General features: G+C 46.6%; 22 protein-coding genes. 13 read left to right on the top strand and 9 right to left on the bottom strand.

Features of this window, described 5'->3' with window-relative positions; all coding sequences use genetic code 11:
- The first annotated feature begins 64 nt into the window (after positions 1 to 64).
- Complete coding sequence (locus tag J7623_RS21960; protein WP_291924419.1) at positions 65 to 2,590, top strand: phosphocholine-specific phospholipase C; 2,526 nt, start codon at positions 65 to 67, stop codon at positions 2,588 to 2,590.
- Between the two features lie 109 nt (positions 2,591 to 2,699).
- On the opposite strand, the gene pafA is transcribed toward J7623_RS21960, so the two are convergent.
- Positions 2,700 to 4,358 (bottom strand): alkaline phosphatase PafA, encoded by a 1,659-nt coding sequence (gene pafA / locus J7623_RS21955; protein ID WP_291924417.1) that lies wholly within the window; start codon positions 4,356 to 4,358, stop codon positions 2,700 to 2,702.
- A gap of 288 nt (positions 4,359 to 4,646) precedes the next feature.
- Here pafA and J7623_RS21950 point away from each other — a divergent pair, with 288 nt between their 5' ends.
- The 3 genes from J7623_RS21950 (at position 4,647) to J7623_RS21940 (ending at position 11,606) form a co-directional block, all read left to right on the top strand.
- On the top strand, positions 4,647 to 6,983 hold the full coding sequence (locus J7623_RS21950) for a WG repeat-containing protein (protein WP_291924416.1): 2,337 nt from the start codon (positions 4,647 to 4,649) through the stop codon (positions 6,981 to 6,983).
- Between the two features lie 12 nt (positions 6,984 to 6,995).
- Positions 6,996 to 9,293 carry a WG repeat-containing protein gene (locus tag J7623_RS21945; protein ID WP_291924415.1) on the top strand — a complete coding sequence of 766 codons (2,298 nt, stop codon included), beginning with the start codon at positions 6,996 to 6,998 and terminating at the stop codon, positions 9,291 to 9,293.
- 147 nt (positions 9,294 to 9,440) lie between these two features.
- Positions 9,441 to 11,606: an ATP-binding protein gene (locus tag J7623_RS21940; protein ID WP_291924414.1), complete on the top strand. Its 2,166-nt coding sequence runs from the start codon at positions 9,441 to 9,443 to the stop codon at positions 11,604 to 11,606.
- A 99-nt stretch (positions 11,607 to 11,705) separates the two neighbouring features.
- On the opposite strand, the gene J7623_RS21935 is transcribed toward J7623_RS21940, so the two are convergent.
- On the bottom strand, positions 11,706 to 13,313 hold the full coding sequence (locus tag J7623_RS21935) for an ABC-F family ATP-binding cassette domain-containing protein (RefSeq protein WP_291924412.1): 1,608 nt from the start codon (positions 13,311 to 13,313) through the stop codon (positions 11,706 to 11,708).
- A gap of 309 nt (positions 13,314 to 13,622) precedes the next feature.
- Between J7623_RS21935 and J7623_RS21930 the strand changes: the two genes are divergently transcribed.
- Genes J7623_RS21930 through J7623_RS21920 form a run of 3 tightly spaced genes read left to right on the top strand, consistent with a single transcriptional unit; the run spans position 13,623 to position 15,007 of the window.
- A complete protein-coding gene (locus J7623_RS21930; protein WP_291924410.1) occupies positions 13,623 to 14,144 on the top strand; it encodes a sigma-70 family RNA polymerase sigma factor in 522 nt (173 codons plus the stop codon).
- Positions 14,125 to 14,382: a hypothetical protein gene (locus J7623_RS21925; protein ID WP_291924408.1), complete on the top strand. Its 258-nt coding sequence runs from the start codon at positions 14,125 to 14,127 to the stop codon at positions 14,380 to 14,382. Before J7623_RS21930 ends, J7623_RS21925 begins: the two co-directional genes overlap by 20 nt.
- A gap of 1 nt (position 14,383) precedes the next feature.
- Positions 14,384 to 15,007, top strand: a complete 624-nt coding sequence (locus tag J7623_RS21920; RefSeq protein WP_291924406.1) for an ATP-dependent Clp protease proteolytic subunit — start codon at positions 14,384 to 14,386, stop codon at positions 15,005 to 15,007.
- Here J7623_RS21920 and J7623_RS21915 read toward each other — a convergent pair.
- Positions 14,990 to 15,412 (bottom strand): hypothetical protein, encoded by a 423-nt coding sequence (locus tag J7623_RS21915; protein WP_291924404.1) that lies wholly within the window; start codon positions 15,410 to 15,412, stop codon positions 14,990 to 14,992. The genes J7623_RS21920 and J7623_RS21915 overlap by 18 nt on opposite strands.
- A gap of 118 nt (positions 15,413 to 15,530) precedes the next feature.
- On the opposite strand from J7623_RS21915, the gene J7623_RS21910 reads away from it, so the two are divergent.
- Positions 15,531 to 15,902 carry a VOC family protein gene (locus tag J7623_RS21910; RefSeq protein WP_291924403.1) on the top strand — a complete coding sequence of 124 codons (372 nt, stop codon included), beginning with the start codon at positions 15,531 to 15,533 and terminating at the stop codon, positions 15,900 to 15,902.
- Positions 15,903 to 16,018: 116 nt separating this feature from the next.
- Here J7623_RS21910 and J7623_RS21905 read toward each other — a convergent pair whose 3' ends face one another.
- The 4 genes from J7623_RS21905 to J7623_RS21890 all read right to left on the bottom strand — a co-directional run bounded on the left by J7623_RS21905 (position 16,019) and on the right by J7623_RS21890 (position 19,404).
- Entirely contained in the window at positions 16,019 to 16,435 is a 417-nt protein-coding gene (locus tag J7623_RS21905; protein WP_291924401.1) for a VOC family protein, read from the bottom strand.
- Between the two features lie 105 nt (positions 16,436 to 16,540).
- A complete protein-coding gene (locus tag J7623_RS21900) occupies positions 16,541 to 17,647 on the bottom strand; it encodes an ABC transporter permease (RefSeq protein WP_291924399.1) in 1,107 nt (368 codons plus the stop codon).
- 12 nt (positions 17,648 to 17,659) lie between these two features.
- Positions 17,660 to 18,427: a 3-oxo-5-alpha-steroid 4-dehydrogenase gene (locus J7623_RS21895; protein ID WP_291924397.1), complete on the bottom strand. Its 768-nt coding sequence runs from the start codon at positions 18,425 to 18,427 to the stop codon at positions 17,660 to 17,662.
- Positions 18,424 to 19,404 (bottom strand): NAD-dependent epimerase/dehydratase family protein, encoded by a 981-nt coding sequence (locus J7623_RS21890; protein ID WP_291924395.1) that lies wholly within the window; start codon positions 19,402 to 19,404, stop codon positions 18,424 to 18,426. Before J7623_RS21890 ends, J7623_RS21895 begins: the two co-directional genes overlap by 4 nt.
- A 117-nt stretch (positions 19,405 to 19,521) precedes the next feature.
- Here J7623_RS21890 and J7623_RS21885 point away from each other — a divergent pair, with 117 nt between their 5' ends.
- Positions 19,522 to 20,349, top strand: a complete 828-nt coding sequence (locus tag J7623_RS21885) for a helix-turn-helix transcriptional regulator (RefSeq protein ID WP_291924392.1) — start codon at positions 19,522 to 19,524, stop codon at positions 20,347 to 20,349.
- Positions 20,350 to 21,045: 696 nt separating this feature from the next.
- Here J7623_RS21885 and J7623_RS21880 read toward each other — a convergent pair.
- Positions 21,046 to 21,870, bottom strand: a complete 825-nt coding sequence (locus J7623_RS21880; RefSeq protein ID WP_291924390.1) for a hypothetical protein — start codon at positions 21,868 to 21,870, stop codon at positions 21,046 to 21,048.
- Between the two features lie 253 nt (positions 21,871 to 22,123).
- Here J7623_RS21880 and J7623_RS21875 point away from each other — a divergent pair, with 253 nt between their 5' ends.
- From J7623_RS21875 to J7623_RS21860, 4 genes are all read left to right on the top strand, one after another.
- Complete coding sequence (locus J7623_RS21875) at positions 22,124 to 22,732, top strand: YceI family protein (RefSeq protein WP_291924388.1); 609 nt, start codon at positions 22,124 to 22,126, stop codon at positions 22,730 to 22,732.
- 175 nt (positions 22,733 to 22,907) lie between these two features.
- Positions 22,908 to 23,798 (top strand): SMP-30/gluconolactonase/LRE family protein, encoded by an 891-nt coding sequence (locus J7623_RS21870; RefSeq protein ID WP_291924386.1) that lies wholly within the window; start codon positions 22,908 to 22,910, stop codon positions 23,796 to 23,798.
- 54 nt (positions 23,799 to 23,852) lie between these two features.
- Complete coding sequence (locus J7623_RS21865) at positions 23,853 to 24,215, top strand: hypothetical protein (protein WP_291924384.1); 363 nt, start codon at positions 23,853 to 23,855, stop codon at positions 24,213 to 24,215.
- A gap of 49 nt (positions 24,216 to 24,264) precedes the next feature.
- On the top strand, positions 24,265 to 24,888 hold the full coding sequence (locus J7623_RS21860) for a murein L,D-transpeptidase catalytic domain-containing protein (RefSeq protein WP_291924382.1): 624 nt from the start codon (positions 24,265 to 24,267) through the stop codon (positions 24,886 to 24,888).
- On the opposite strand, the gene J7623_RS21855 is transcribed toward J7623_RS21860, so the two are convergent.
- Positions 24,868 to 25,872 (bottom strand): phosphotransferase, encoded by a 1,005-nt coding sequence (locus J7623_RS21855; protein WP_291924380.1) that lies wholly within the window; start codon positions 25,870 to 25,872, stop codon positions 24,868 to 24,870. The genes J7623_RS21860 and J7623_RS21855 overlap by 21 nt on opposite strands.
- Positions 25,873 to 25,914: the final 42 nt, after the last annotated feature.

Raw genomic sequence — 25,914 nt, 5'->3', positions numbered from 1 at the left:
TTCCTTAGGAATGTTTGCTATTTTGTTTGCGCGAACGATGTAAAAAAATAATGCTGACATATCCATGGACTCACGCAGGGAATTCCTAAAAAAATCATTGTTACTATCAGGAGCGGCTGGCTTATCCACTATGATGCCCGCTTCTATTCAAAAGGCGCTGGCAATAGATCCGTCGCCGGGCAGTACCTTCCTGGATGCTGAACATATTGTGATCCTGATGCAGGAAAATCGCTCCTTCGATCACTGCTTCGGTACATTGCAGGGCGTACGTGGTTTTAATGATCCAAGGGCTGTATGGCTGCCGGATGATAAACCGGTATGGTTTCAAACCAATGATAAAGGTGAAACCTATGCACCGTTTCGCCTGAACATTAAAGACACCAAAGCCACGTGGATGGGCGCTTTGCCGCATTCCCGTCCCAGCCAGGTAGATGCTTATAACAAAGGGCGCTACGATAAATGGCTGATCGCCAAACGTCCGGGTAACCGGGAATATGCGGCCATGCCGCTTACTATGGGCTACTATACCCGTGAAGATTTGCCCTTCAACTACGCCATGGCAGATGCTTTCACGGTATGCGATCAAAACTTTTGTTCTGCCATGACCAGCACAACGCCCAACCGCTCTTTTTTCTGGACAGGGAAAATAGTGGAGAATGAAAATGGTATACCGAAAGCGCATATACGAAACGACGACTACAGCTACGCGAAACTACACTGGAAAACATTCCCGGAGCTGCTGGAAGAAAATGGTATCTCCTGGAAGTTTTACCAGAATGAAATTAGCTGTGGCGGCGGGTTTAAAGGAGAGGAGCGGGCATGGCTCGCTAATTTCGGCTGCAACCTGCTGGAATTTTTTGCGGCCTATAACGTAAAGTTCTCTGAACGTTATATCAACGGGTTGATGAAACAGGTGGAAACGCTGCCTGATGAAATCAACAAACTGCAGGAAGCCAGTCCTTCCTCAGAAGCCGCTGCAGAAAAGATCCGTATCGATATTGCGAAAAAACAGGCGGTACTCGACAACGCTACCAAAGAGCTGTTGCAATGGAATAAAGAAAGCTATCAACGATTAACGCTGCAACAGCAATCGCTGTATCAGCGGGCTTTTGTTGTCAATAGCAAAGACCCTGCGTACCGGAACATCACTACCGTAAAATACCAGGATGGCGTTACTGCCCGGGAAATAACTGTACCTGCAGGAGATTTGCTGTATCAGTTCAGGCAGGATGTAAAAGATGGCGCTTTGCCTGCTGTATCGTGGCTGGCGGGACCGCAGAATTTCTCAGATCATCCCAGTGCGCCCTGGTATGGTGCCTGGTGGGTATCGGAAATACTGGATATCCTCACACAACAGCCGGAAGTATGGAAGAAAACTATTTTCATTGTTACCTACGATGAAAACGATGGCTACTTTGACCACCAGGTTCCATTCTCAATCTGTGATAACAAAAAGCCGGATACCGGCAAATGTTCCGCCGGCATTGATACAGAAATAGAACAGGTACGGCTGGCTCATGAACTGGCGCAGGGCATCAGTGAAAAGCAGGCGCGCGAAGCACCGGTGGGACTGGGCTTCCGGGTACCTATGATGATTGCATCGCCCTGGAGCCGGGGTGGAAAAGTATGTTCGCAGGTATTTGAACATACGTCTACCTTACAATTCCTGGAAACTTTCTTTAACCAGAAGCTGCATAAAAAGATGCACTTTGAGAATATCAGCCAGTGGAGACGCACTATCAGCGGTGATCTGACTGCCGCCTTCAGTCCGTTCAACCCAGGCACACCGGCAAAGAAAATTTTCCTGGAGCAACATCGCGTGGTAGAAAGTATCAACAATGCCCGTTTCAAAGGTGTGCCCACCGGCTTCTCCAGGATGACCGATGAACATGTAACGGCATATAAGCATCATAAACGCCCGGCAACGCTGCAACAGGAACCGGGTACCCGTCCAGCCTGCGCTTTGCCGTACGAATTACTCGCTGACGCCCAATGGCAACCCGGCCAGCAGCAGTTGTCGCTGAAAATGCAGGCGGCTACCAATATCTTTGGCAATAAAGCTGTGGGCGCACCTTTCACCGTATATACCACCCGTGCCTTCGGTGATCAAAAGGAACCACCCGGCAAAACCTGGTCGTTCGCCGTAGCTGCCGGCGACGCCCTGCAATATGAATGGGCGGTAAAAGATTTTGCGGGATCGCAGTACCACCTACATTTACACGGCCCTAACGGATTTTACCGCGAGTTTAAAGGAACCACTGAACATCCGCAACTGGACCTGCAACTCAGCTATGAAAGAGCAGGACAAATGAAGAAAAAAGCCACCGGTAATGTGGTACTTCGTGTAGCCAACAACGGTAGTACAGCACGTGAGTTTGTTATCAAAGATATGGCCTATAGTGAGAACATGATTCAGCGGAAAGTGGCTGCCAGCGAAAGCCTGGAAATAGTGTTGACTTTGAAGAAAAGCCAGGGCTGGTACGATTTTACAGTAAGCGTACCGGGCTTCGATCAATTTAGCCAACGTTATGCAGGAAAAGTAGAAACGGGGACGGAAGGAATTACGGACCCGTATATGGGAAGAGCGTAAAGCAAAAAGCTGAAAGCAAAAAGCTATTGGAGCGAGTGAACTATGCGTAAATCCTTACGCGTTAATCACTCGCTCCAATAGCTTTTTGCTTTCAGCTTTTTGCTTTACGCTACTGCAACATCTGCTGTACCGGCTTGCCAACGCATCCGCTCGGCATCTGGATATGCAGCATAGCGGCGAGGGTAGCGGCGATATCGGTCATATGCACGGTTTCATTGCTGGCGCCATGTTTTACGTGCCAGCCCATAAATACCAATGGAATATGAATATCGAATGGGTTCCAGTTACCGTGGGTAGTACCTTTCAATGATCCTTCAAACCATCCTGGTTCAGGAATAACGATCACCGAGCCGGTACGTTTACGGTTGTAGCCATTGATCGCCATAGTGTTGATAGGCTCTGGCAGCGGGTTGTTGCCGATATTATCCAGGTCGGCCGCAAACTGAATGCCTGGCAGGGCTTCAAAGTATTGCACAGATGCTTTTTTTATGGCATCATAGTCCAGTTTGTTCGCGGCAATTTTTGCTTTATCATAGCTTACGTGGTAGTTCATGAAGGAGGTCACCAGTTTGGCAACACCGAATTGTTTGGTCAGCGTGCTATCCAGGCCAGCTACCAGTTTCCTGCTTTCTACCAGGCCGGCTGGCAGGTTGTGTTCCTGCATAAATTTAATGGCGTGTGCCGCACCATGGTCGGCGGTGAGGAATACCAGGTAATTGCCTTTGCCTACTTTTTTATCGAGATAAGTAAAGAAGGAAGAGAGGTCTTTATCTAAGCGCAGATAGGTATCTTCTACTTCAATAGCGTTCGGGCCATATTTATGACCTACGTAGTCGGTAGAAGCACAGTTGATGGTGAGAAAGTCGGTAGCAGTGCCGTTGCCCAGGTCATAGCCTTCTACTGCGGCCTGTGCGAAGTCCAGTGTGAGCGTATTGCCAGCAGGGGTAGCGCGCAGGTTACCCGGATCTTTTTTATACACCTCTTTCAGCTCATGTGGAAATACCGGCGCTTTTTCTCCGGCGGAAGTGCCTTCCCATGCTACGTTATCAGCAGTGCTTTGCGTATAGGTGTCAATAGGATACAGGGTTTCCCATGGCTTCGACATCAGTTGTTGCGGCTCTTTACGGTCATTGAATTTTTTTACCCAGTCAGGTAGTTCATTCATATACCAGGTGCTGGTAATGAAACTACCGTTGCTGTCGTCCAGCCAGAAAGCACCATTGGGCGTATGTCCGGCTGGTAAAATAGAGGCGCGGTCTTTCAGCGATACACCTACTACCTTTGAGCGGAAGTTGGTGGCCAGTCGCAGCTCATCAGTGATTGTGGAAGCCAGCAGGTTGCGTGGCGACATTTTACCCGCCGCAGTGGTGCTGCCTACCGGTTGTACGGTGGTATCTTCCGTGCAGTACCATTTTCTGCCGGTCACCTGGTCGGGCCAGTCGTTGCCAGTGATACCGTGAATAGCTGGAACGCTGCCGGTATAAATAGTGCTGTGGCCTACTGCCGTAAAAGACGGAAGATGGCTGATAAATGTATTCTCGCAGGAAAATCCTTCTCCTAATAAACGTTTGAACCCTCCGCTTTCATAGCGGTCATAATAACGATACAAATAATCCCAACGCATCTGGTCTACAACAATACCCACAATCAGTCTGGGCTTTTCATTAACTTGCGCAACTGCCGTCAGGCTTTGCAGTGCCGCAAAAGCACCCAGCATAACAGTTGCCACCGATCTTTTCATACCATTCATAATGTAGAGTTTTTTCATTTTTAGGTTCACACCCCAAAACGGGAATCGGCAAACGTAGTAAAAAAACAATTAAATGTCCACCACTTTTACAGGAGTGAATGTTAAGCAGTGTTAATGCGTGTGTATGGATGCGCTGAAATTATTACTGGTGGCTGATATGTAGCGCTTGTAGATGTTTTGTAGATCACGCTGTATATCAGATGTAGGGACGTAAATTTGGAGATGATGGGGAAAGAGCAGCATCTTTGTAAAGCGTGAAAGTATAAAACAGATTCACCATATCTCCTGTAAAAAAGTCGTATTCTGATGAAGCAATTCATATTGACGTTGTCATTTTTGTTCCCACCTTTTGTTAGCCTGGCCCAAACACCGTCGCCTGTTACAGGCCCGTCCACACCGGTGATAGCGGATTACCTCGACCGGTTCGACGGAGAATTTGCCCCCGTAAAAATTAAACAACAAAAGCAAATGCTGCATCATTCGGGGCTGGTGCTCATCGACAAACTGGAAAACATAGGCTACTACCGCACCTTTGTGGCCATTAAACACAATGCCTATGGTGCTGTGAACAATGCAGGTAAAGTCATTGCGCCGTTTAAATATGATGACATCCATCTCCTGGATGAGAAAGATGAACGGTGCCCTGCCAGGAACTATTGTTTCCTGGTGCTGCGTTTGAATGGAAAGTATGGTGCTGTCGATACCCTGGGAAATGTGCTCTGTGAGCCTATATACAACGAAGTGGATGAGCTCACCCCTCATGTGTTCAAAGTAAAACAGAATGGATTGTACGGCTGGCTGGACATCAAAACAGGCCAGGTATTGCAATCTCCCAAATATACCGCAGTAGATCAAAGCTACGTGCTGGAAAATGCGGTGCAGGTAAAGCAAGGCGCCAAAGTAGGGCTGGCAGCGGAAGATGGCCGCATCATTGTGCCATTGCAGTATACCGGTTTTAGCTACCTGGGCTACGAAGGCAGCACCTTCTTCGGTTACGAAGTGCAGGGCAAAACGGGTATCATGGATAAATCCGGCAAAGCGATTACGCCGCCGGTTTATGAAAAATGCAGCCGGGGCCCGTCCGCTGTGCTTTTCGCCGTTGCCAATGCCGGGAAAACGGGTTTTGTGGATAGCAGTGGAGCGCTGGTACAACCGCTGAAATATACCCAGGTAGAACCGCTGGTGAATATGATGAAAGTGGCCATAGGCAATAAGTGGGGTATTATTAATACTATAGGTAAAGAAATCATTGCCCCACAGTATGAGGAAATCAGGGCTATCAATGCAACCGGGGAGGAAGTATATGGCTACGATGTTCCATCTATTGGCGGCAATGGTAGAAAAGAAAAAGGTCCCGCTTATTTTATAGTCACCACCGGTGGCAACAGCGGCCTGCTTGATCGGGATGGTAAACCGCTGATCCCGGCGGAATATCAAAAGATGGACATACAAAAATACCAGGAGATACCTTACGTGGCAGCACTGAAAAATAAACGCATTGTCCTGCTTGACTTTCAGGGTAAGGTAGTCATGCCCGCAAAATACGATGACCTGTTACCAGGCTATAGCAGCAGCTTTATATACCAGGATGAGGCGATTGGCGCCGCCAAAGCCAATTATCTCCCGGTAACAAAAAATAATCACATCGGCTTATTTAACCTCAGCACCGGCCAGGAAATACTCCCGCCCATATACGACTGGATCCAGTGGCAAAACCCGGAACTCATCTACCTGAAAAGTAATGATACATCTTTCCTCGCCACTAAAGAGGGGAAAGTTATCAGGGGAGGACAACAATATGGAAACTATACAGCGGTAGATAACGATCGCCTGGTGGAAGTCCGCTATACAAATGATGGCAGCACCATTTATACCCTCACAGATATTGCCGGCAATAAACTATACACCAATCCCAACTGGGAATTCAGCAATGATCGTTATTCACGTACACTCATGCCCGATAGTATGAAAAGAGGTAACATCCGCTACAGCGACGGCCTCCTGAAAATATGGGGCGATCCCGGTGACAATATTTTTGTAGATCACAACGGCAAAGAAGTGGTATTTGATGGGTATGATTTTGTAGGCGATTTCTATAACGGCCTGGCACTGGCAGGAAAAAAAGGTCCGTCCGGTGATATAGCCTACGGCATTATTAACCGGCAGCAACAGGTAATACTGCCACTTGCAGCAGAAGATATTTCTACGTTACTGGACAGCGTGCTGCTGCTCAAAAAAGAGGGTCTGCAGGGTCTTGTTACCAAGTCCGGGCAAGTACTGCTAGCTGCCCAATATGAACGGGTTGATAAAGTGTACCAACTGCCCTGCTTTAAAATATATAACGGTAATATGTGTGGCATGACCGACAGCAGTGGCAGGATCCTTTTTCCCCCGGAATACGATGAGATCTATTACCTGGAAAAGGCCGGCCTGTTCCGGGTGATGAAAGGCGGCAAAAATGGTATCGCAGACAGAACGGGGCGCCTGGTGATCCCGGCTATTTATGATGATATGGACATCAACTATGGCAGTGATCTGGTTTTCCCGCTGCTGGTAAAGCAGGGGAAATGGTATTTCTACCTGGATAAAAACGGTAACGCATTGCGTTATCGCTCAGAAAAGAAAAAAGGTTTTAACGACTAAAAGCCGCGGCATATGAATAAACGTTTGTTACTGGCAGGAGGATGGTTATTGGTAGCACCCCATTTAATGGCGCAGAAAGGTTCTGCTTTCAGCAACGGGCTGGCCCGTTTGGAAGAGAACGAGCAATCCTGGTATATCAACGCCAAAGGAGAAAAGATGTTTGATCAGGCTCTTGCTACCTATCATCCGTTGGAGCTCAACTTCGATCATGATAATAACAATCACCAGTTGCTGGATATGAAAGCTACCCACATGCTGGTAAGCCGCAACGGAAAAATGGGTGTAATAGATGGCCAGGGAAAATGGCTGCTACAGCCGGTTTACGATACCATCGACTATAAATGGAAAACTTACCTGGAACTACACCAGGGCAATAAAATGACGTATGCCGATTCCCATGGTAAGCTGTTGTTGCCGATGCAATTTGACACAGCAGGCATCCTGGATGAGGAACATTTCGATGTAAAATTAAATGATAAGTATGGCGTGTTTAGTGCCTCCCAAAATAAACTGGTGATACCGGCTCAATACGATGCATTCGATTACTGTGGCGGATGCGGCAGTAAAAGCAATTATGTATTTGCGCAACGGAATGGCAAATGGGGCGTGCTGGATTTTAATAATAACATATTGGTGCCCTTTGAATATGAGCATGAGCATGCCTTCATGCGCAGTGATAACTGGATCCTGAGTTTTAAAAAAGAGGGGCAGGACGTGGTGATTAATATGGGGAACAAAGCGGTGTATAGCTCCCCGGAATACACCAATATGGAGCTGATCAGCGGGCACTTGTTGAAAGCAAAGAAAAATAATTATTACGGATTGATAGATGAAAATGGTACCCAGGTAGCAGATTTTGTGTATGAAGGAATAGAAAGTCAGGAAGACCGGTATGCAGGTCGTTACCTGGTGATCACAAAGCAGGGAAAAACCGGGATCATACGGGAAGATGGAAAAGTCATTATCCCGCCTGCATATGAGGGTGATGTCACCGTTTATGATGAGTATTTTGTAGTGCCTGTTAATGGAGATTATAATTTGCTGGACACCACCGGCAAAAAGTTATTGCCGGTGAATTATACAGCCATTACCGGCTTCAATGCCCCGGTCAACACAGCCGGATCATTGCCTTTGTTTAAGTTAAAGCAAAAGGCCCTGTACGGTTTCTATAATCCTGGAAACAAAAAAACAGTGGCCCCGGCTTTTTTTGATATTGATCGTACGGAAGCATCATCGCCGCTGGCTGGCCTGCTGGAGACGGAATACCAGGAAAAGAAAGGACTGTACAGCATTACAGGAGAGCAGGTGCTACCGGCCGCCTATGAAGACTATGGCGCGTTGTCAGACCAACTGCTTTGGGTGAAACAGCATGGAAATACCGGTTTATACGACCGGAAAAATAAACGCCTGTTGCTGCCCGCTATGTTATTCGACGTATCATTGCTGGAAGGCGATAGTACGCTGGTGGTAGCCACCAAAAATATCAGCGGCAATTACAACAAAGGTCTTTACGATGTAAAGGGCCCGCTGGTACAACCGCTGATATACAGCAGCATTCAGAATGCCGGCCGGCACAACTACCTGCTTACGCTGGAGAGGGGCGGAAAAACAAACTACAGTTTATTCAACAGCAGCACCCGCCAGTTGAAGCCGTTGCTGTACGACCGGGTAGTATTAACGCCGGATCCCGAAGCCTGGATTGTAGAGAAGAAAGGGCAAATGGGTATCATCAATTCCAGGGGACAGGTAGTGGTACCAATAGTGTATGAAAAAGTAATGTACCTGCGTGATAACGTGATAAAGCTGTTGAAGAAAGGTGCCAATGGCATCTTTCAACTGGGATACGCAGATAATACCGGTAAAATAATAGTGCCGTTGATCTATGATGGTGATGAATATGCCGCAGATCGGCCAACAGATTCCGGTTATTTGTTGCTCACCAAAAGAGATGAGGCCACAGACAACTATCTGCAGGGACTGGCCGCTAATAGCGGACAAGTGGTGGTACCGCCTGTATACGACCGGGTGTTATATGAAATCAATGGCCTTGGATTCCTGGCACAACGGGATCATCTGTTCATGGTACTGGATAAGCAGGGCAAGCCGGTCAGCAAAGAATTATTTGATGACGTGATGTTGGGAGAAGCCGCTGGCTATGGTGCCAGCAACGTTACCTATAGTTTTCCATTGCTTTGCAGGAATGGCAATACCTACCGGTATCTCCGGGAAGATGGCAGCTTTCTGTCCTTGCAAATAACGGAGGTTATCCCGTTTTCACCGTACGACCTTTACGGTATTCCGGAGTTATAGGGTTAAAGCAGGGTATCGGATACAGTACGGATTTTATCGTATATTTTATAGACGTTTTCATAAGAGTTGCACATTAAAGTACCGTAAATCCCGTAATAGCTGTAATAATGAGTATGGAGTTCGTTACCCTGTAATCGCTTTAACCATATGCGTAAGACCGTTTTATTGTTTGTAGTGCCGTTGTCACTGATTTTTATTGTATTGGTAACCCTGTTTTTTTCAGGCTACAGGATGCACCGCCAAAGCGCAGCAAGGCTATTGCAGGCAACAGATACCCTCATGATAGAGGACCCCGCCGTACACTTAATGGACTCGGCACTGTTTACACTCAATGACGCGGAAAGTAACTTTCGCCTGTATACGGTATTATATGACCGCAAATACTTACAACGTTTTTCCGATGAACTAGGTAACGTATTATCTATCATCGACACCGTCAGTTATACGCTCAATACCAGCAATAACAACACATCGTTTAAACAACTGATCAGGGAAAAGGAAACCGTTTCCGGCAACATAGCTGCGCTGAAAAGAGCCACCGACTCTATGTTAACGGGATCACTCAAAAATGACATGATCGACAAGTTACTCAGCAGCATCCCTGCGTATAATGTGACACAGATCAAAAAAGAAAAAGTGACGATAGATACCATCAGCAATGTGCAGGCCCCGAAAGAAGAGAAGAAAGGCTTTTTTAAACGGCTGGGGAATGCCCTCGCCAATAAAAAAGATACGGTAAAGGCACAAGTGAGTATCCGCGTGAGAACCAAGGACGGCCGCGTCATAGATAAAGAAGCCTATGATGCCATGCAGTTAAAAAAAGTGGTGACCGACGTTAATGGTTATTATAAAGAAATTTTGAAGAAGCAGTTGGAGAACCGCCTTAAACTCAACGACCAGGAATCCTCCCTTGCAGGCAACAGCATGGCCATGATGGGACGGTTGAAATCCTTATTGATTGCCCTGAGAGAAAATGCCTCCCTGCAAAACCGAACCATTAAACAAGGTGCACAAAAGGAAGTGCAAACCAGCACCTGGGATATGAAAAGCATGATGCTGGCGAGCCTGGTAGCCCTGTTGTTGTTTACCGCTATCATTGCAGTAGGCGCATGGGTGATGCGGAAAAAAAACGAACAACTCCAGTTAGCCAAACAGGCGGCAGAGGAACAAACCAAAGTGCGCACAGATTTTCTGAACAACATGAGTCATGAAATGCGTACCCCCCTGAATTCAATTGCCGGCTTCACCGAACAATTGAGCTATACCACGCTGAACCCCGAACAAAAAAATATACTGGGCTACATAGAATCCGCTACCAATATGCTGATCCAGGTAGTAAATGATGTGCTGGATTTTTCCAAACTGGAAAACGATTATATTTCGTTATCGCCACAGCCCTTTGTATTATACCAGGTATACCAGGAAGTGATAGACATGATGCGGGTGCAGGCAGTACGGAAAAACCTGGAATTCCGGGTGAGCTTTGAAGGAGATAAAAATGGACAGGTGAATGGAGATATTTTCCGCCTGAAACAAATCCTGCTCAACCTGTTGAGCAATGCTGTTAAATACACAGATAAAGGCAGTATCACGGTAACGGCTACACTGTTGCCAAAAGATGACGCTACCTCTTTATTCAGCTTCACCGTAACAGACACCGGCGAAGGCATCAGCCCCGAAGCGCAGCAGCGTCTTTTTGAGCGCTTCTTCCAGGCCGGTAGCTCCCGCAACAGTGTGAAGGGTACCGGGCTGGGACTGGCCATCACCAAGCGTCTCATTGCTCAACATGGCGGTGATATCCGGGTAGACAGTGAACTGCATAAAGGCTCCAGCTTTATTTGCGAAATTCCTTATGAAAAAGTATCAGTGCCGCTGATGGTCACCAACACACCTAAAGACATACAGGAAACCACCGGGGCGTTTATGGAAGGCTGTTATGTGCTGGTGGCAGATGACCAGGAAATGAACCTGCTGTTGTTGAAGCTCATCCTGACCCGCTGGAAATGCCGCTTTGATATGGCCACAGATGGGGAAGGCGCCATGGACTTATTCCGCCAATATAACTACGACCTTGTATTGCTGGACATGCACATGCCAGGCATGAGCGGAATAGAAGTAATGAAGCAGATCCGCCAGGACAAAGACCCTCAGAAAGCCCAGGTAGTGGCATTAGCCCTAACCGCCAACCTTACCGAAGAGGAGGAAAACGCCTTCCGGCAAGCCGGCTTCAATGGTTGGCTCATGAAGCCTTTCCGCGAAAAAGATATTTACCGGGAGATCATGAAATATATGGCTGGAGAGCAGAAAGCATAAAGCAGAAAGCAAAAAGCTATTGTAGCGAATGATTAACGCGAGTAAATAAATTACTTATCCGCTTTGATCATTCGCTACAATAGCTTTTTGCTTTCTGCTTTATGCTTTCTGCTTCCTCAGCTCCAGCTCACCAGTAATTCCAGCCTCCTGTATAAAATTTTTATCGTGAGATATCAATAGCAAGGTGCCTTTATACTCCGCAAAAATCTGTGTCAATATTTTGATATTGGCCAGGTCCAGGTTATTGGTAGGTTCATCAAGCATAATCATATCCGGTGCCCTGTTTTGCAAGGTCATGGAGCAAAGCGCCAGTCGCAGCATTTCACCGCCACTTAATACTGCACAGGATTTATCCCAGGTATCGGGCCCGAAAAGGAAATTCACCAGCATGGATTTTACCGTAGAAGTTTCCAGGTTATTTTCATTAAATGCCAATGCCTGTTCAAGGATGGTCCGGCTACGGTCAATAAGGCTATAGTCCTGGTCCAGCAATATACTGCGGGTGTTAGCCACGTATAGCTCACCGGCAGAAGGTGTGATATGTCCCAGCAGCAATTGCAACAGGGTGGACTTGCCGGCTCCATTGGGGCCTGTAATAGCGAGGCGGTCCCCACTCCGAAGGGTAAACGATAATGCAGGATCCCACAACATTTTATCCGGCATCCAGCTGTAGTTAAGGGCTGTGGCTTCTGCCAGCACTTTGCCGCGATGTAACGGAGAGGCTTCAAAATAGCCTTTCATAATACGCTGCAATTGCGCCATAGCATTTACTTCCTGCAGCGCTGCTGCGAGGTCGCTCACTTTTTCGGTGTGTACCTGGTCTAATTTGGCGGTAGATACTTCCGCGGCATTCTTTCGCCCATTCAATAAAATTTTTGGCATGCCGCCTGTTTTACTTTTTTTGCGTGCCTGTGCATCGGCATGCTGTGCGCGTTCAATGGCAATTTGCCGCTGTTTCTTCGCTTCTCTCAGAGTTTTTTCCTGGTGCGCAATGCGCTGTTGTAAAGAAGCGGTGGCGATTTCTTTTTGTGCGGCATATAGGTCGTAGTTGCCGCCGTATACCTGGATGCCATCGGCCTGTAATTCCCAGATAGGTGTGCATAATCGCAGCAGTTCCCGGTCGTGGCTTACGATCAGTAACGTGCAATTGGTGCTGCGTACCCAGGCATACAATTGTTCCCTGGCATCGTGGTCGAGGTGGTTGGTCGGTTCGTCCAGCAGTACCACGGCGGGATTGAAGATGTCGATGCCCGATAAAAACAGCCTTGTTTTTTCTCCGCCACTGAGCGCGGCGAGTGGCTGGCCAGGTGTTACATAAGGAATGCCCCATTTGGCAACAGCGGTTTCAAACCGGGCCAGAATATCCCAGTCGTCTCCAATGATATCAAACCAGTGTTCGCCGGCATCGCCGCCGGTAATGGCTTCCAGGGCACGAAGCTTATCTGCAATGCCGCAAGCTTCCGCAACGGTAAGCTCGTTAAAATGCCCGAAGTGCTGCGGGACATAATAAAAGGATGCATGCGCGTGAATAGTGCCGGAAAATGCCTTTTCCTGACCTGCTATGATGCGTAGCAAAGTAGACTTACCTGCTCCGTTATGCCCGACAATAGCGGCCTTGTCGCCTTTATCAAGCGTGAATTGAACGTCTTCAAATAAATAATGGCCGGACGGAAGTTGATAACTGATATGTTGTGCGCTGATTAGCATATAAATTCATTTTGTCGTAATGGAAGGTGGACAAGGTCCATTGATGGCGTGTGAGGAGGGTAGTGATTCTCATCGTATAAAATTTAAGTGAATGAATGCAGCATATGCCACCGCATATCTGTGTTAGATGTCAAATATTTAAATGTCGTTAGGAACGGAATGAGCTATGCCGGACGGCATATTTACAGGATCAGCCTGTCAGATGTATGTGGGTTGTTCTTACATGATGGGGGCAAAGGTAAAAAAAATATCTTAATTTTTAGGTGATATCTGACGGTTTATGGACACTAGTATATAAACACCTGCATTATGCGTTATCAGGAACACCAATGGCTGGAAGAAATATATAAAACTACCTTGCCCACCGTGGCAAGAATGGTTTACCAGATGGGTGGCCACCTGGAGATGGCCAAAGATATATTCCAGGATGCCGTGATCATCTATCTCGAAAAACAAAATAAAGGTACATTACCCGCCCACGTTTCACCGGCAGCTTATATTACCGGTATTGCCAGGATCTGCTGCCTCAGGAAAATGAAACAATCCGGGAGGTATACCTCTCTCGAAAATATATCCGCAGAAATAGCGATCCCGGAAGATTATTATGGACCGCCACCAGTGGCAACGCCTTTGCTCAGCTACCTGAAAGCCGCCGGGAAACGATGTTTACAGTTGCTGCAGGCTTTTTATTACGATCAGCATTCTATTAAAGAAATTGCGGACGACTTCCATTTCAAATCCCTGCATTCCGCCAGTGTACAGAAATACAAATGCCTGGAAAAAGTAAGAACACAATTACAACAATCCAATTATGCGGAAACAGTTAGCTGACATAAAGGAAATAGATCAATACCTGCTGCAGGAAATGAGTCCTGCTGCCCGCCTGGTATTTCAGGCCCGGTTGCTGATCAGTCCCGCCCTGCGCAAACAGGTTGCCAGCCAGCAACAGGTCATACAACTTGCAACCTGGTTGGGTCGCGAAGAAAAGCGCAGTCAACTCGATGAGGTATTTCATGAGCTTATGCAAGACGAAATTTTCAACCATTCCATCACTTCCATTTTTAAATAATATGGCATTCTTAGTTCCTACGGTGATCGACGGCGACAGCCGCGGCGCCTTTGATATATACAGCCTGCTGCTGAAAGAACGGATTATCTTCCTGGGTACCGCTATCGACGACCAGGTGGCTAATTTGATTGTAGCACAGTTGCTGTACCTCGATAGTGAAAATCACCGCCCCATTAATATGTATATCAACAGCCCCGGTGGGGTGATCTATGCCGGCCTGGCTATTTATGATACCATGAAAATGTTGAAGTCGCCCGTATCTACCATGGCGCTTGGTTTCACCGGCAGCATGGGCACCATTATCCTCACGGCAGGCGCCAGTGGTCAGCGTTATGCGCTACCCAATGCCACCATTCACATGCATCCTTCCAGCGGCGGCGCCAAAGGCTACACCGAAGATGTACGCATTGCATTCCGGGAGCAACAAAGACTACAGGATAAAACTTTCCAGGTGATTGCCACCCACGCCGGACGTACCATAGAAGAAGTGTCCGCCGTTTTTAATAATGATCGTTTCATGAATGCTGAAGAAGCAAAAGCATTCGGGTTGGTAGACGAAGTATTGAATGCCGCGGCGGCATTGCCCGCATTGCCTTTCCACCAGGGTCTACTGGCCGGAGCCTGAAAAAACAGCATCCTTATCCCATACAGACATTGTAATGAAACGCCAGGAAAGGTGTTCTTCCCGGTACCAGGTGGTGATATTCTGCGCCCCATTGTACCAGGTCACTTCTTTGATCTGTATGCGCTGATGTGAATAATTTTTAGGGGAGAAGAAATTCAACAGCCCTTTCCTGAACGCAGATAAAGTACCGGACATATAAAACTCGGTGGCCTCATCGGGTGGTCCGGCAATAGCAATAGCTTCTTCCAGCGACTTATTTTTTAATAGTGCCGGCGCCACGGTGTCTGGTGGTTGCATCTGCCCGTGGGAGAGCGGAAGGCTATCTGATGGTAATTGTTTCGCAGGTGCGCCATGGCAGGCCGCTGTGGCTATAGAAATAGCCATCATGATCATCATAATACGCATAGGTGTTGACAGATTTCGCTACCACAATTTACTATTATCTTGCCAGTGCCATATAGGTACAACGCCTTTTTTTTAGTAAATTCAGGGTACTACTTTCCCACTAAAGCACTGTATTGTTATGAGATTAAGAGTAGCGAGGCATACCACTTCACTGGAGCGGATGATTGGTTTTTACCAGGATGTATTAGGGTTCCGGCAGTTAGGAGCTTTCCAGGACCACCAGCAGTATAACGGCGTTTTCCTCGGAGTACCTGGCGAAAACTGGCACCTGGAATTTACGGTTTCTCCTGAACCACCGCAACATACCCCAGACGAAGATGATCTGTTGGTACTCTATCCGGAAAACAAAGAAGTATTTGCAAAAATGCTGAACAAAGCCAGGAAGGCAGGCGTTCCGGAGGTAAAAGCAAAAAATCCTTATTGGAATGAACATGGCATCACGCTGGTGGACCCTGATGGGTTTAGGGTGGTGCTGGTGATGGTCATGTAATTGATGCAGAAAGCCGAAAGCAAAAAGCTATTGTAGCGAATGATATTTTCGGATATCCTCCTTATTCATTCGCTACAATAGCTTTTTGCTTTCTGCTTTTTGCTTTCGGCTTCTGCTTATGGTTGGTAATCAAAATTGATCATCCACTGAATACCAAATTTATCGACGAACATACCGAAATAGGCGCCCCATGGAGCCTTTCCCATCGGCATATATACCTGCCCGCCCGCAGAAAGACTGGCAAATAAGTGATCCGCTTCCTGTTCGCTATCGGCCTGGATAGCTACATGCAATTGATTACCCTTTACAACAGGCATGGTGTGTGGTGTATCACTGCCCATTAAAATAGTGTTTTTACCAATGGGTAATGATACGTGCATAATTTTATCCTTCTCTCCATCTTCACATGCTTCCGGTCCGCTGTCGCCAAAGCGCGTGAAGTTTACAAATTCACCACCAAATGCGCTTTTGTATAAGTTGAACGCTTCTTCACAGGTGCCATCGAAATTTAAGTAAGGATTAACTGCTGCCATGATAAATATTTTTTTGTGAAAACTATTAATGATTCAAAGTTATTGTCCTCCCCGCAAATGCAGGGTGGTTGCCCGAGACAATCATAGGGGCAATTGCGACAATTACTATTCCCATTTAAAAAGTTTCACAGACAGTACCGCTACAATCGTTGCCCACACTATTAACCCGATCAGCTGTACCGGTATTTGCCAGATATGCAGGCCCTCAAATGCAATTTTGCGGAGCCCGTCAACAAAGAAAGTGAGGGGCAGCATTTCACAAAAAGAACGTAACCACACCGGGTAATTATCTATCGGAAAAAATAATCCGCATAAAAGGATTTGTGGTACCGTGAGTGTGTTTGCTACCGGCGCAATAGAACTTTCATTCCGGATCAGGCCACTGATAATAAATCCAATGCCCATGAAAATGATCAGCCCGAATACAGAGAGCAGCAACATTTCCAGGAAAGTAATGATGCCGTTCACCAGCGTGAAATGAAACGCATAATATCCTAACGCCGTGATGATGATAAAGCAGATCACCTGGAAGAGTAAGCGGCTGATCATTTCACCCAGCAACAGGAAAGAACGTTTAATCGGTGTTACGTATATACGTTTCAGTACGAGTGTATGCCGGAGGTTAAACAACAGGAAGGCAGAGCCGAAAACGCCCGCCATCAGTAGTGAAAAGCCTAGTTGTCCCGGTAAGATAAAATCAATTTGCCGGTATACACGCCCCGGAACATTCACCGTATGCACCGTGGCAGCAACCCGTTGATCCGGTATTATTTTCTTGTTTACCTGCGTGGCTGCTTCCTGTAATGCTGCTTCCACCAGCGGCAGCTTATCTGCCACAGCGCTGCTTCCCAGCAGATTTGTGGCAAAATGAGGAACGCCGTTTCCTATGGTGGGCGACTGTAAATGCAGGATACCTGCAATGCGGCCTTTCTTCAGATCGGCCAGCATAGCGGCAGAATCTGTGCCCTGGGAAAGATCAAATATTTTAATGCCTTTGATGGCGGAATACATCGGGTTGCTGGTGTCGCTGTGGGGCGACAATACGATCTTTACTTTCACCGCGGTATTATCTACCATGGCGCCAAATACGGTGACAAATATGATGGGGAATAATAAGGCAAACACCACGGAAGTCGGACTGCGCAATGTGGCAATTAAGCTCGCTTTTGATAGTACCAGTGCTGCTTTTAACTGACTATATTTTTTTGACATAATAATATTAGGTTACCAGATAAAAGGTAATAATGCTTTACGGTTAGCCGGGTATTCCGGGAATTGTTGTTGATACCAGCGATGATTAGCCAGTGCACGGGGAATGAGATTGGCGCAGGTCCAGATAAAGAACGCCAGCGCCGGCAGGCTCCATGTAAGTAAAGCATAACCGCCCCATTCCATGATTTCGCCGGCCAGGTTAGGCGAGGAAATATACTTAAAGAGACGACCCTGCGGTATTTTATAACCCGTCTCCGTTCTTTTTCGCAATTGTATCAGTTGGTAATCTGCATTCCAGTTGATAAACATGCCTGTTAAAAAAAGTAACACTCCTATAATAAATGCGGGTGTCGTATACCAGTTATCGGGATAGCGCCCGAAAGCCGCAAACCAGATGCCCAACAGCGAACCATTGACAGTATTAAAAAGCATGGCCGACAGCATAATCACCACCGGCATCTTTTTTCCTTTGGTACGTATCATGAACGGATATACGAAACTACGATGTATGTAATGCAGCAGGAATAAGCCGATCATGACACCGGCCGGGCTGCGCCAGGGGAAAGTGGTAACAGGTATCCAGGTGAAAAAAGATACCAGCACGGTGGTTTCCATCAACAACCAGCCAATTTTATTGCTGATCATGGGGCCCCATTGCCGGCTGCTGTAGCGGCCATAAGGGGCTTCCCTGCGTAAAAGGTACAGTCCCGCGCCAATACCAGTGGCTGCCCAGCAGCAAATAAAAATAACGTATTCCCGTAAGGGTAAGTAATCGATCATTTGATAGCGCCTGTTTGTTTAAACCAGTCAATGGTATCCTGTAAGGTATCCGTAAAAGCGCGTGGCTGAAAGCCTAATTCTGCCTGTGCTTTTGAGTGGTCAATTTTTTTATTACTGTAAATAAGATTGTATACCGACTGCCGCGTATAATAAGGCGCTCCTCCCCGAAGAGCCGCCAGCATTCTCACAAAGGGCAGCATACTGAATACGAGCCACAAAGGTACTACCGGTAATGATATCGGCTTACCTTTTATATTGCCGGTAGCTTTGGCAAGTGTGACCAATGACGCCCACTGACCACTCAGCAGGTATGCCTGACCCGGAGTGCCTTTGGTGAGGGCGCTGACAATAGCACCTGCAACATCCCGCACATCTACAAAGTCAACACCGCCAGGAAATAAAGCCGGTATGTTACCATTATAAATATTAACGATCGCTTTGCCAATCAGTGAAGGTTGCTGGTCGTAAGGGCCCATCACCGCCGTAGGTGCCAGCGCCAGCACTTCCATGCCGTTACCGTTGTGCTCCAGTGCAATGGCCTGCGATACTGCTTTGGAATGATCGTAGTTATGCCGCGTGTCGGTAGTAGGAGGACGGCTTTCATCCATTCGTTCCTCGTAGGGAGCCTGTTGGTAGGCTGTTACAGAACTGAGATGGATAAACCGTTTCACGCCTGCCTGCTGCGCCGCTGCTGCCAGCATACGGGTACCGTTGGTGTTGGTGAAAAATAATTTTTCGTCCGGGCGGTCGTCTACTGAAATCACTGCGGCCAGGTGTATCACTGCATCCACATCTTTTACCAATTCCTGTAAGCTGTCGTTGTTCAATAGATCGCCATATACATATTCCACGGTATCGGGCGGATGAACGGGAGGCGCCTTGCGGGTGAGCAGCCTTAGTGAATGTCCATTGGATAGCAATAAAGGAGTGAGTACATTACCTAAATAGCCGGATGCGCCTGTTATTGCAATTCTCATTTATTTTAAAAAGGGTTTTGGCCGCAAAAGATAAGGCAAATCAGTAGCATTGGCTGTCTTTTTATATATATTTGTTTTTTAAGGGGCGTACTGAGCACCTATAGCCGAACATATTCAATGAAATCGAAAGTTTATAAGCCGCATCCGGCCTTGCAGGACCTTGTGCACTGTATCAGCATTTACGCAGTGGATTTCTCCCAGACCCAGGGACTCACTAATATCTACCGGTTTGTGCCGGCCTATCAACGTTATATCATTTTCTACCTGGAAGATCCGATTAAAGTACTCAAGCCCGGCAACGAGGGGTTTGTTACCAAGGCCACCTGCGTAACTATTGGGCCGCAGGACCAGGCGGTTACCCTTGATATGGGAAGTAAGCACCTGGCGCTGTGTGTAGCCTTCCAGCCGGGAGGATTACACCGGCTGCTGAAGCTGCCCCTGTCCGAAATCTATGAGCAGGACCTGGATACCAATCTCCTGCTGGGAAATGAGATCAATGAAATCACAGAACGATTGAAAGAGGCAGACGATTGGGATCACATGATAAGTATCATTGAATTTTATCTGCTAAAAAAAATTGATGACCTGAAACCTTTATTACCCGTGGACCAGGCTATAGCCGCCCTGGTGAGTACCTCCGGTAATGTTACCATAGAAGAGCTGGCCTCCCTGGCCTGTTTAAGCCTGCGGCAGTTTGAAAGAAAATGTACCGAACGCCTCGGCATGCCACCAAAACAATACGCCCGCCTGATCCGCTTCTGCAAAGCCTACAAGTTGAAGGAAATGTTTCCTGATAAAACATGGACCGAAATAGCCTACCACAGCGGCTATTACGATCAGATGCACTTTATCAGGGACTTTAAGAAATTTGCTGGTATCACGCCCTCCTTTATTGACGAAGAAGAATTACAGAACACGATACGTTTGCATACCATCATGAAGTAAATAGAAATATGTCGTTTTTGTACTATGACAAAGTCGTTTGACAGGATAACTTTGCCTTCGTAATCAGTACACGACCTTTCTCCATGAAGGAAGCTTCTTATAAACAGCGGCTATGTTTGTAAGGAAACTATGCAACGGATTAATCATTTAAAAGAAATGAAGTGAACCTGTGCCTACCTTCTGCCACGCCTTTGAATGGCGTGGAAACTGTTAACGAATCAAAGTACACCTGTATAGAACGCCATTCTAAAATCGGGTAGCTCATCCACTGTTGTTTGCCCCAAATAATTTACTTACCAGCCAGCCGTACTGCAATACATTGCAGCCGGATGTTCAATGCGTATTATTTAGCCTTTGCCACCCATGACTATTACACTGTCCACTTTTTTAACCGGCACCTGTACGGTGCTGTTGTCTGCCGCCTTACCATTCTCGTCAACCAAACATCTATCTGTCGATTAACGTCAATCTATTCTATTAATATATCCCTATACATCTGAAGGCTGGTTATTTTCATAGGCAGTAATCAGGCGGTGTTTTTGTTGAAAAAACGCGCCAACACTTTGCAGGGCCGTCTCTTTCCGGAGACGGCCTTTTTAGTGGTGATTTTCGAATAGCCACCATCCTTTAACCGCTTATTTAAGAGTAGAACCGGGTCGTCACCATCGGCCAACACTGAGGACATGGAATTAAACTTTAATGATACTCAAACACACCTGTCACCGTGTTACTGGATGGGGTAGTCCCCAGGATGCTGGTTTTTAAAGTTATTTTATTGATCCGTTTGTTGCTGATCTCACAGGTGTTTTCACTTATTTTATCGATTTGCGGGGCAGCATTCCCGGTCTTTACCGTCCGCACAATTTTTGCCGGGTATTTTTTCATTGTGCTCATGACAGGCAAATTAAAGATGGCATAGTTTTCAAATAAACCGACCTGTATAAAGAACAACGGATTGAAGTTGACCGAATCTGTGTATTGATCAACGGTGTGTGTGAAGATGGAATTACCGGTGGTGGTGACCGCCTGGAACAGCTCGCCCGCAGCATTGTATTCATATGTTGTTTCGGTGTTCAGTTTTGTGCCGGCTTCGTTGATCGTATAGTATTGTTGCTTGTCCGGCAAGCCATTACTTTTATAACTAAACACCATTTTGTAGGTGGAAGATGGGACAAGATCACTGCCGATGGTGTAGTAGCTGATCCTCCCGTTTTCATAATAGTAGGTGTCTTTGTAAAGGGAATAGTTTTGATATACCTTTTTAATTTTTCCATCCTCCCATTCAAAAATGGTATTACTCATCGTAGTTCGGAAGCGGGCATCGATTTGTTTAAGCGAACTATCCGTATTATATATCATGGATTCTTCAGCGCCATTATCCCAATGTATGGCGCGTACTAATTCATACGGTGGCGTAGGCTTGCCGGGACCGTGTGTATCCGTCTCCCGCTTTTTACAGGATTGAAAAATGGTCAGCATCAGGCAGGCAGCCAATGCCAATAAAAAAATACATTTTTTCATGCTACAGTGGGTTTGGGGATTTGAAATAAAATGCAATGATCCTTTTATTTCATCGTATGTGGAAATGCCTGGCGACAGATGACAGATAGTATCGACCAACAACCGTTATCGGATGACGAAGGAATATTTTGTTACCGGGTAGATAGAAAAGTGCGTCCGGCAGCAAAAGCTGTTGTCCGTCGATGGTGTTTGAATAGCTGTAAAAATATACTCAATCTTGTATTTTTATTACACCCAAAATACGAGAAGTAAAATGAAAATGAAGTTTTATCACTGGAGTTTTGCATTGTTGTTGTTAGCCGCCTGTTCTAAAAGTAAAACAACAGCCCCAACAAATTTCAAAGTAGACGAAGGTCAGTCTGCCGTAGAATGGAAAGGTAGTGCCCCGGATCATTTCCACACCGGCGCATTCAGAGTATCTGGTACTTTTAATACCAATGACAGCGGCAAAGTAACGGCTGGCTCTTTTTCAATTCCTATTGCGAGCATTACCAACTTTGATGTAGCCGATCCGGCTACACAAAAGCAATTGTTGGATCACTTGAAAAGCCCCGACTTCTTTAACCTGGCCATCCATCCGGATGCGGTTTTTCGCATCACCAAAGTGGAAGACCTAAAAGAGACAATGTCATCCGCCAATGCAAAAGTAACGGGTGATTTTACGATGATCGGGCAAACGCACGGCATTAGTTTTCCTGCTACTATTTTAAAACAGGGAAATCAGATATCGGTGCAGGGGGCGTTCAAGCTAAACCGGCTGCAATGGGGTATGAACAGCTTTAATGATCCTGCCGCCCCGCTGTACATTCTTCCGGAGGTGAACATTACTTTAAAAATTTATGGTAAGCCTTTGGAAAAATAACCCTCAACATTTTTACCGGAGTCCCAAAAGAAAAAAGTTGCCTTAATGGCAACTTTTCTTCGTTGATAGAAATCCCGTGAAACTGCCACTGCACTTGCTGTTGCATGATACCTTCATTTTTTTAGAAAAAATTCTCCCACATAATGCGTATACTTATGGAAATAGAAAGAGCGCTATGCGATATTATTCCACGTTATTCGCCTGCCTGTTAGGTATGCAGGTTTTTGCCCAGGATTCAATACCGGCTACTGTTGCAGACCATGCACAACCTACATTGGTATCCAGGCAATTTGCCTTTACAGAAGGCCCGGCCGCCGATAAAGAGGGAAACGTTTATTTTACAGATCAGCCCAATGATAAGATCTGGAAGTATAATACAGCAGGTCAGCTGTCTGTTTTCCTGGAGAAATCAGGCCGCTCCAATGGCTTGTATATGGATGCCAAAGGCAATATCATTGCCTGCGCAGATGAGCACGACCAATTGTTATCCATCTCTCCCAAAGGGAAAATAAAAATACTGGTAAATAATTTCGGGGGACACCGGCTGAATGGGCCTAATGATGTTTGGGTTGCACCCAATGGCGGCATTTATTTTACAGACCCTTATTATCAGCGTGACTACTGGGAGCGTAAACAACCGGATATCAAAGAAGAAAGGGTGTATTACCTGGCGCCTGGTACAAAAGTGCCTGTCATTGCCGCCGCTGATTTCGTAAAACCCAATGGTATCATCGGCACACGCGATGGTAAACAGGTATATGTAGCCGATATCAACGGTGGTAAAGTTTATCGGTATCACGTGAATAAGGATGGGACCTTGTCCGGCCGGCAGCTGATGGCCAGTGCCACCACAGATGGACTGGCACTGGATAGCGAGGGTAACCTGTATCTCTGCGGTAATGGTATTACAGTGATCAATAAAAACGGGCAGCAGATCGGGCATATCCCTGTTCCGGAAAGCTGGACGGCCAACGCCTGTTTCGGAGGAAAAGACAATAACATCCTGTTCATCACTGCCGGCACCGGCATTTATACACTGAAAATGAAGGTAAAAGGAGGGGAATAGCCGCGTAAGTTTGCGGGAAGTTGTAATATTGCGTCTGAAACTAAAAAGAAAAGTATGTCAGTTGCAATGGATATCATGCGTTCCCTGGATCCCGCGGGTTTGGAAAGGTTTAAAATCAGCCTGGATACCCCTGCACAGCCGGAAAAAATAGGAGAGGTGTGGACGCTGAAGGTGGTGCCTTTTGAGCAAACTGCTGCCAGCAGGAAAGCCTTCGATCAACTGTTTGATAATCATAAAACAGCCAAATCATGGGTGGTGGAAAGTAAAGCGGAAGCCATTGCAGTAGTACAGGAATTGTATACCCAATACGCGGACAAGCTGCCGCAACCCTTTGATGAAAACCTGTTGAACATTGGACATTACCCGCCCACCGGACGTTACTCGATTCTCATTCATGTGAAAGATATCTGGGAATAGTTTTTTTACATTTCCCTGTGGAATATTTGCCTGCCTGCATCTGTCAGATATGAGGTTTGAAAAAGTTGCGTGGGTCCTGCTTTTTTTGGGCGGCTGTTTATTGGCCTGCAAAGAAAAAAAGAAGACAGCCACCGTATCGCATATAGCTGAAAAACCGGTGATGGTACCGGATCCTGTAGTACTGCGTCGCAAAGCTGACCAGTTGAAACAATATGCGGCCGCGCATGGCTACAATACTCATTACGCATTCCTGGCCGATTTTAAGGTGTTCTCCGGTGGCCGGAGATTTGTTTGCTATGATTTACAGCAGCACAAAATAATCAGCACCGGGCTGGTGTCGCATGGACAAGGACCGGATGTACGCGCGGAAAAAGTAGTGTTTTCCAATGTGGAAGGCAGTCATTGCTCCTCATTGGGTAAATATCGTATAGGCGGTAAGTATAGTGGCCGCTTTGGCACGGCCTATAAACTGTACGGACTGGATAGTAGCAACAGCAATGCATTTAACCGCTTCGTGGTGTTGCATAGTTATCCCTCGGTGCCATCTGTGGCGCAATTGGAGGGCATTGTACGCAGCGATGGTTGCCCGATGTTGAATCCCGCTTACTTCGCTACCCTGGAGCCTTACATTGATCAGGCTTCGCATCCCATATTACTCTGGATTTACCGTTGATAGTGGCAGGTACAGGTCATAGTATCGTTTCACCAGGAGTTTAATAAATCTTTTGAGATAGGGTTCATTTAAGAATACGTTGGACCAGTTATCATAACGGTCGCATTGTATACGCAGATAAAAGAAGTATAACGCCACGCCCAGAACGGGTAATAAGCGCTGCTCTTCAGCTGAAATGGGCGTAACGGAGTTATAACCTTCGAGAAATGCTTTTGTTTGTAATGTGCATTCGTCCATTTCCCGGAATACGTTATGCTGTTGTAAAATGTAGTAGGCAATATCCATACATTGCCAGCCATTGCCACAGAAGTCGAAATCAAAAATAGTGATATCTCCATCGGCATTGATATTCATATTATCAAACCAGATATCCAGGTGTACTACTCCTTTACGGATAGCGCTGGTATCTGCGTCCCGGAGTGTTTGTAACAGATATTGTTCGGCTGCTGCCATGAAGGCCATTTCGGGCGTATCGGTGCCAAGGAAACGTTGTATAGCCGGCAGCGATCCCTCCAGGAGATTGGTGGCGGTATAAGTAACCCTGTTAAGTGGAAGCTGATAGGTGAGCTGATGCATGCGGGCCATCACCGTTCCAATTTTGAAATGAATATCGGGGGAATATATTGGCAGCTTTTCGCCGGCAGCAAAAGTGAATAAGACGCCGAACCGGTCGCCTTCAGGGGCATGAAGGGTTTGCAGGTAGCGGCCATGTTTATCCTGAACCGCTGAGGAAACAGGCATGTCATGGTCTTTTAATAATTGGATCAGCCGTATTTCTTCAGATATTTCTTCTTCCGTTCTCCAATGTAAACTGTATACACGGAAAACAAACTTACCAAGATTGGTATTTACCTCGTAAGTATCGTTGATGCCTGATTTGATGAGGTGGCATTCCACACCCGGTGCTGCATTGTATTGCGATTGCAGGAACAGCGCCAGGTGCGGGGCCGACAATTGGGAACTGGAAACCGGAAAGTGATTCATTGGCTACGCTTAAAATGAGAAAGGGGGAGCGCCAAGGTAATC

The sequence above is a fragment of the Chitinophaga sp. genome, assembly GCF_017745275.1.
Lineage (GTDB): Bacteria > Bacteroidota > Bacteroidia > Chitinophagales > Chitinophagaceae > Chitinophaga.
The sequence above is the reverse complement of the archived record's forward strand: the minus strand, read 5'-3'. Positions and strand labels throughout refer to the sequence as shown.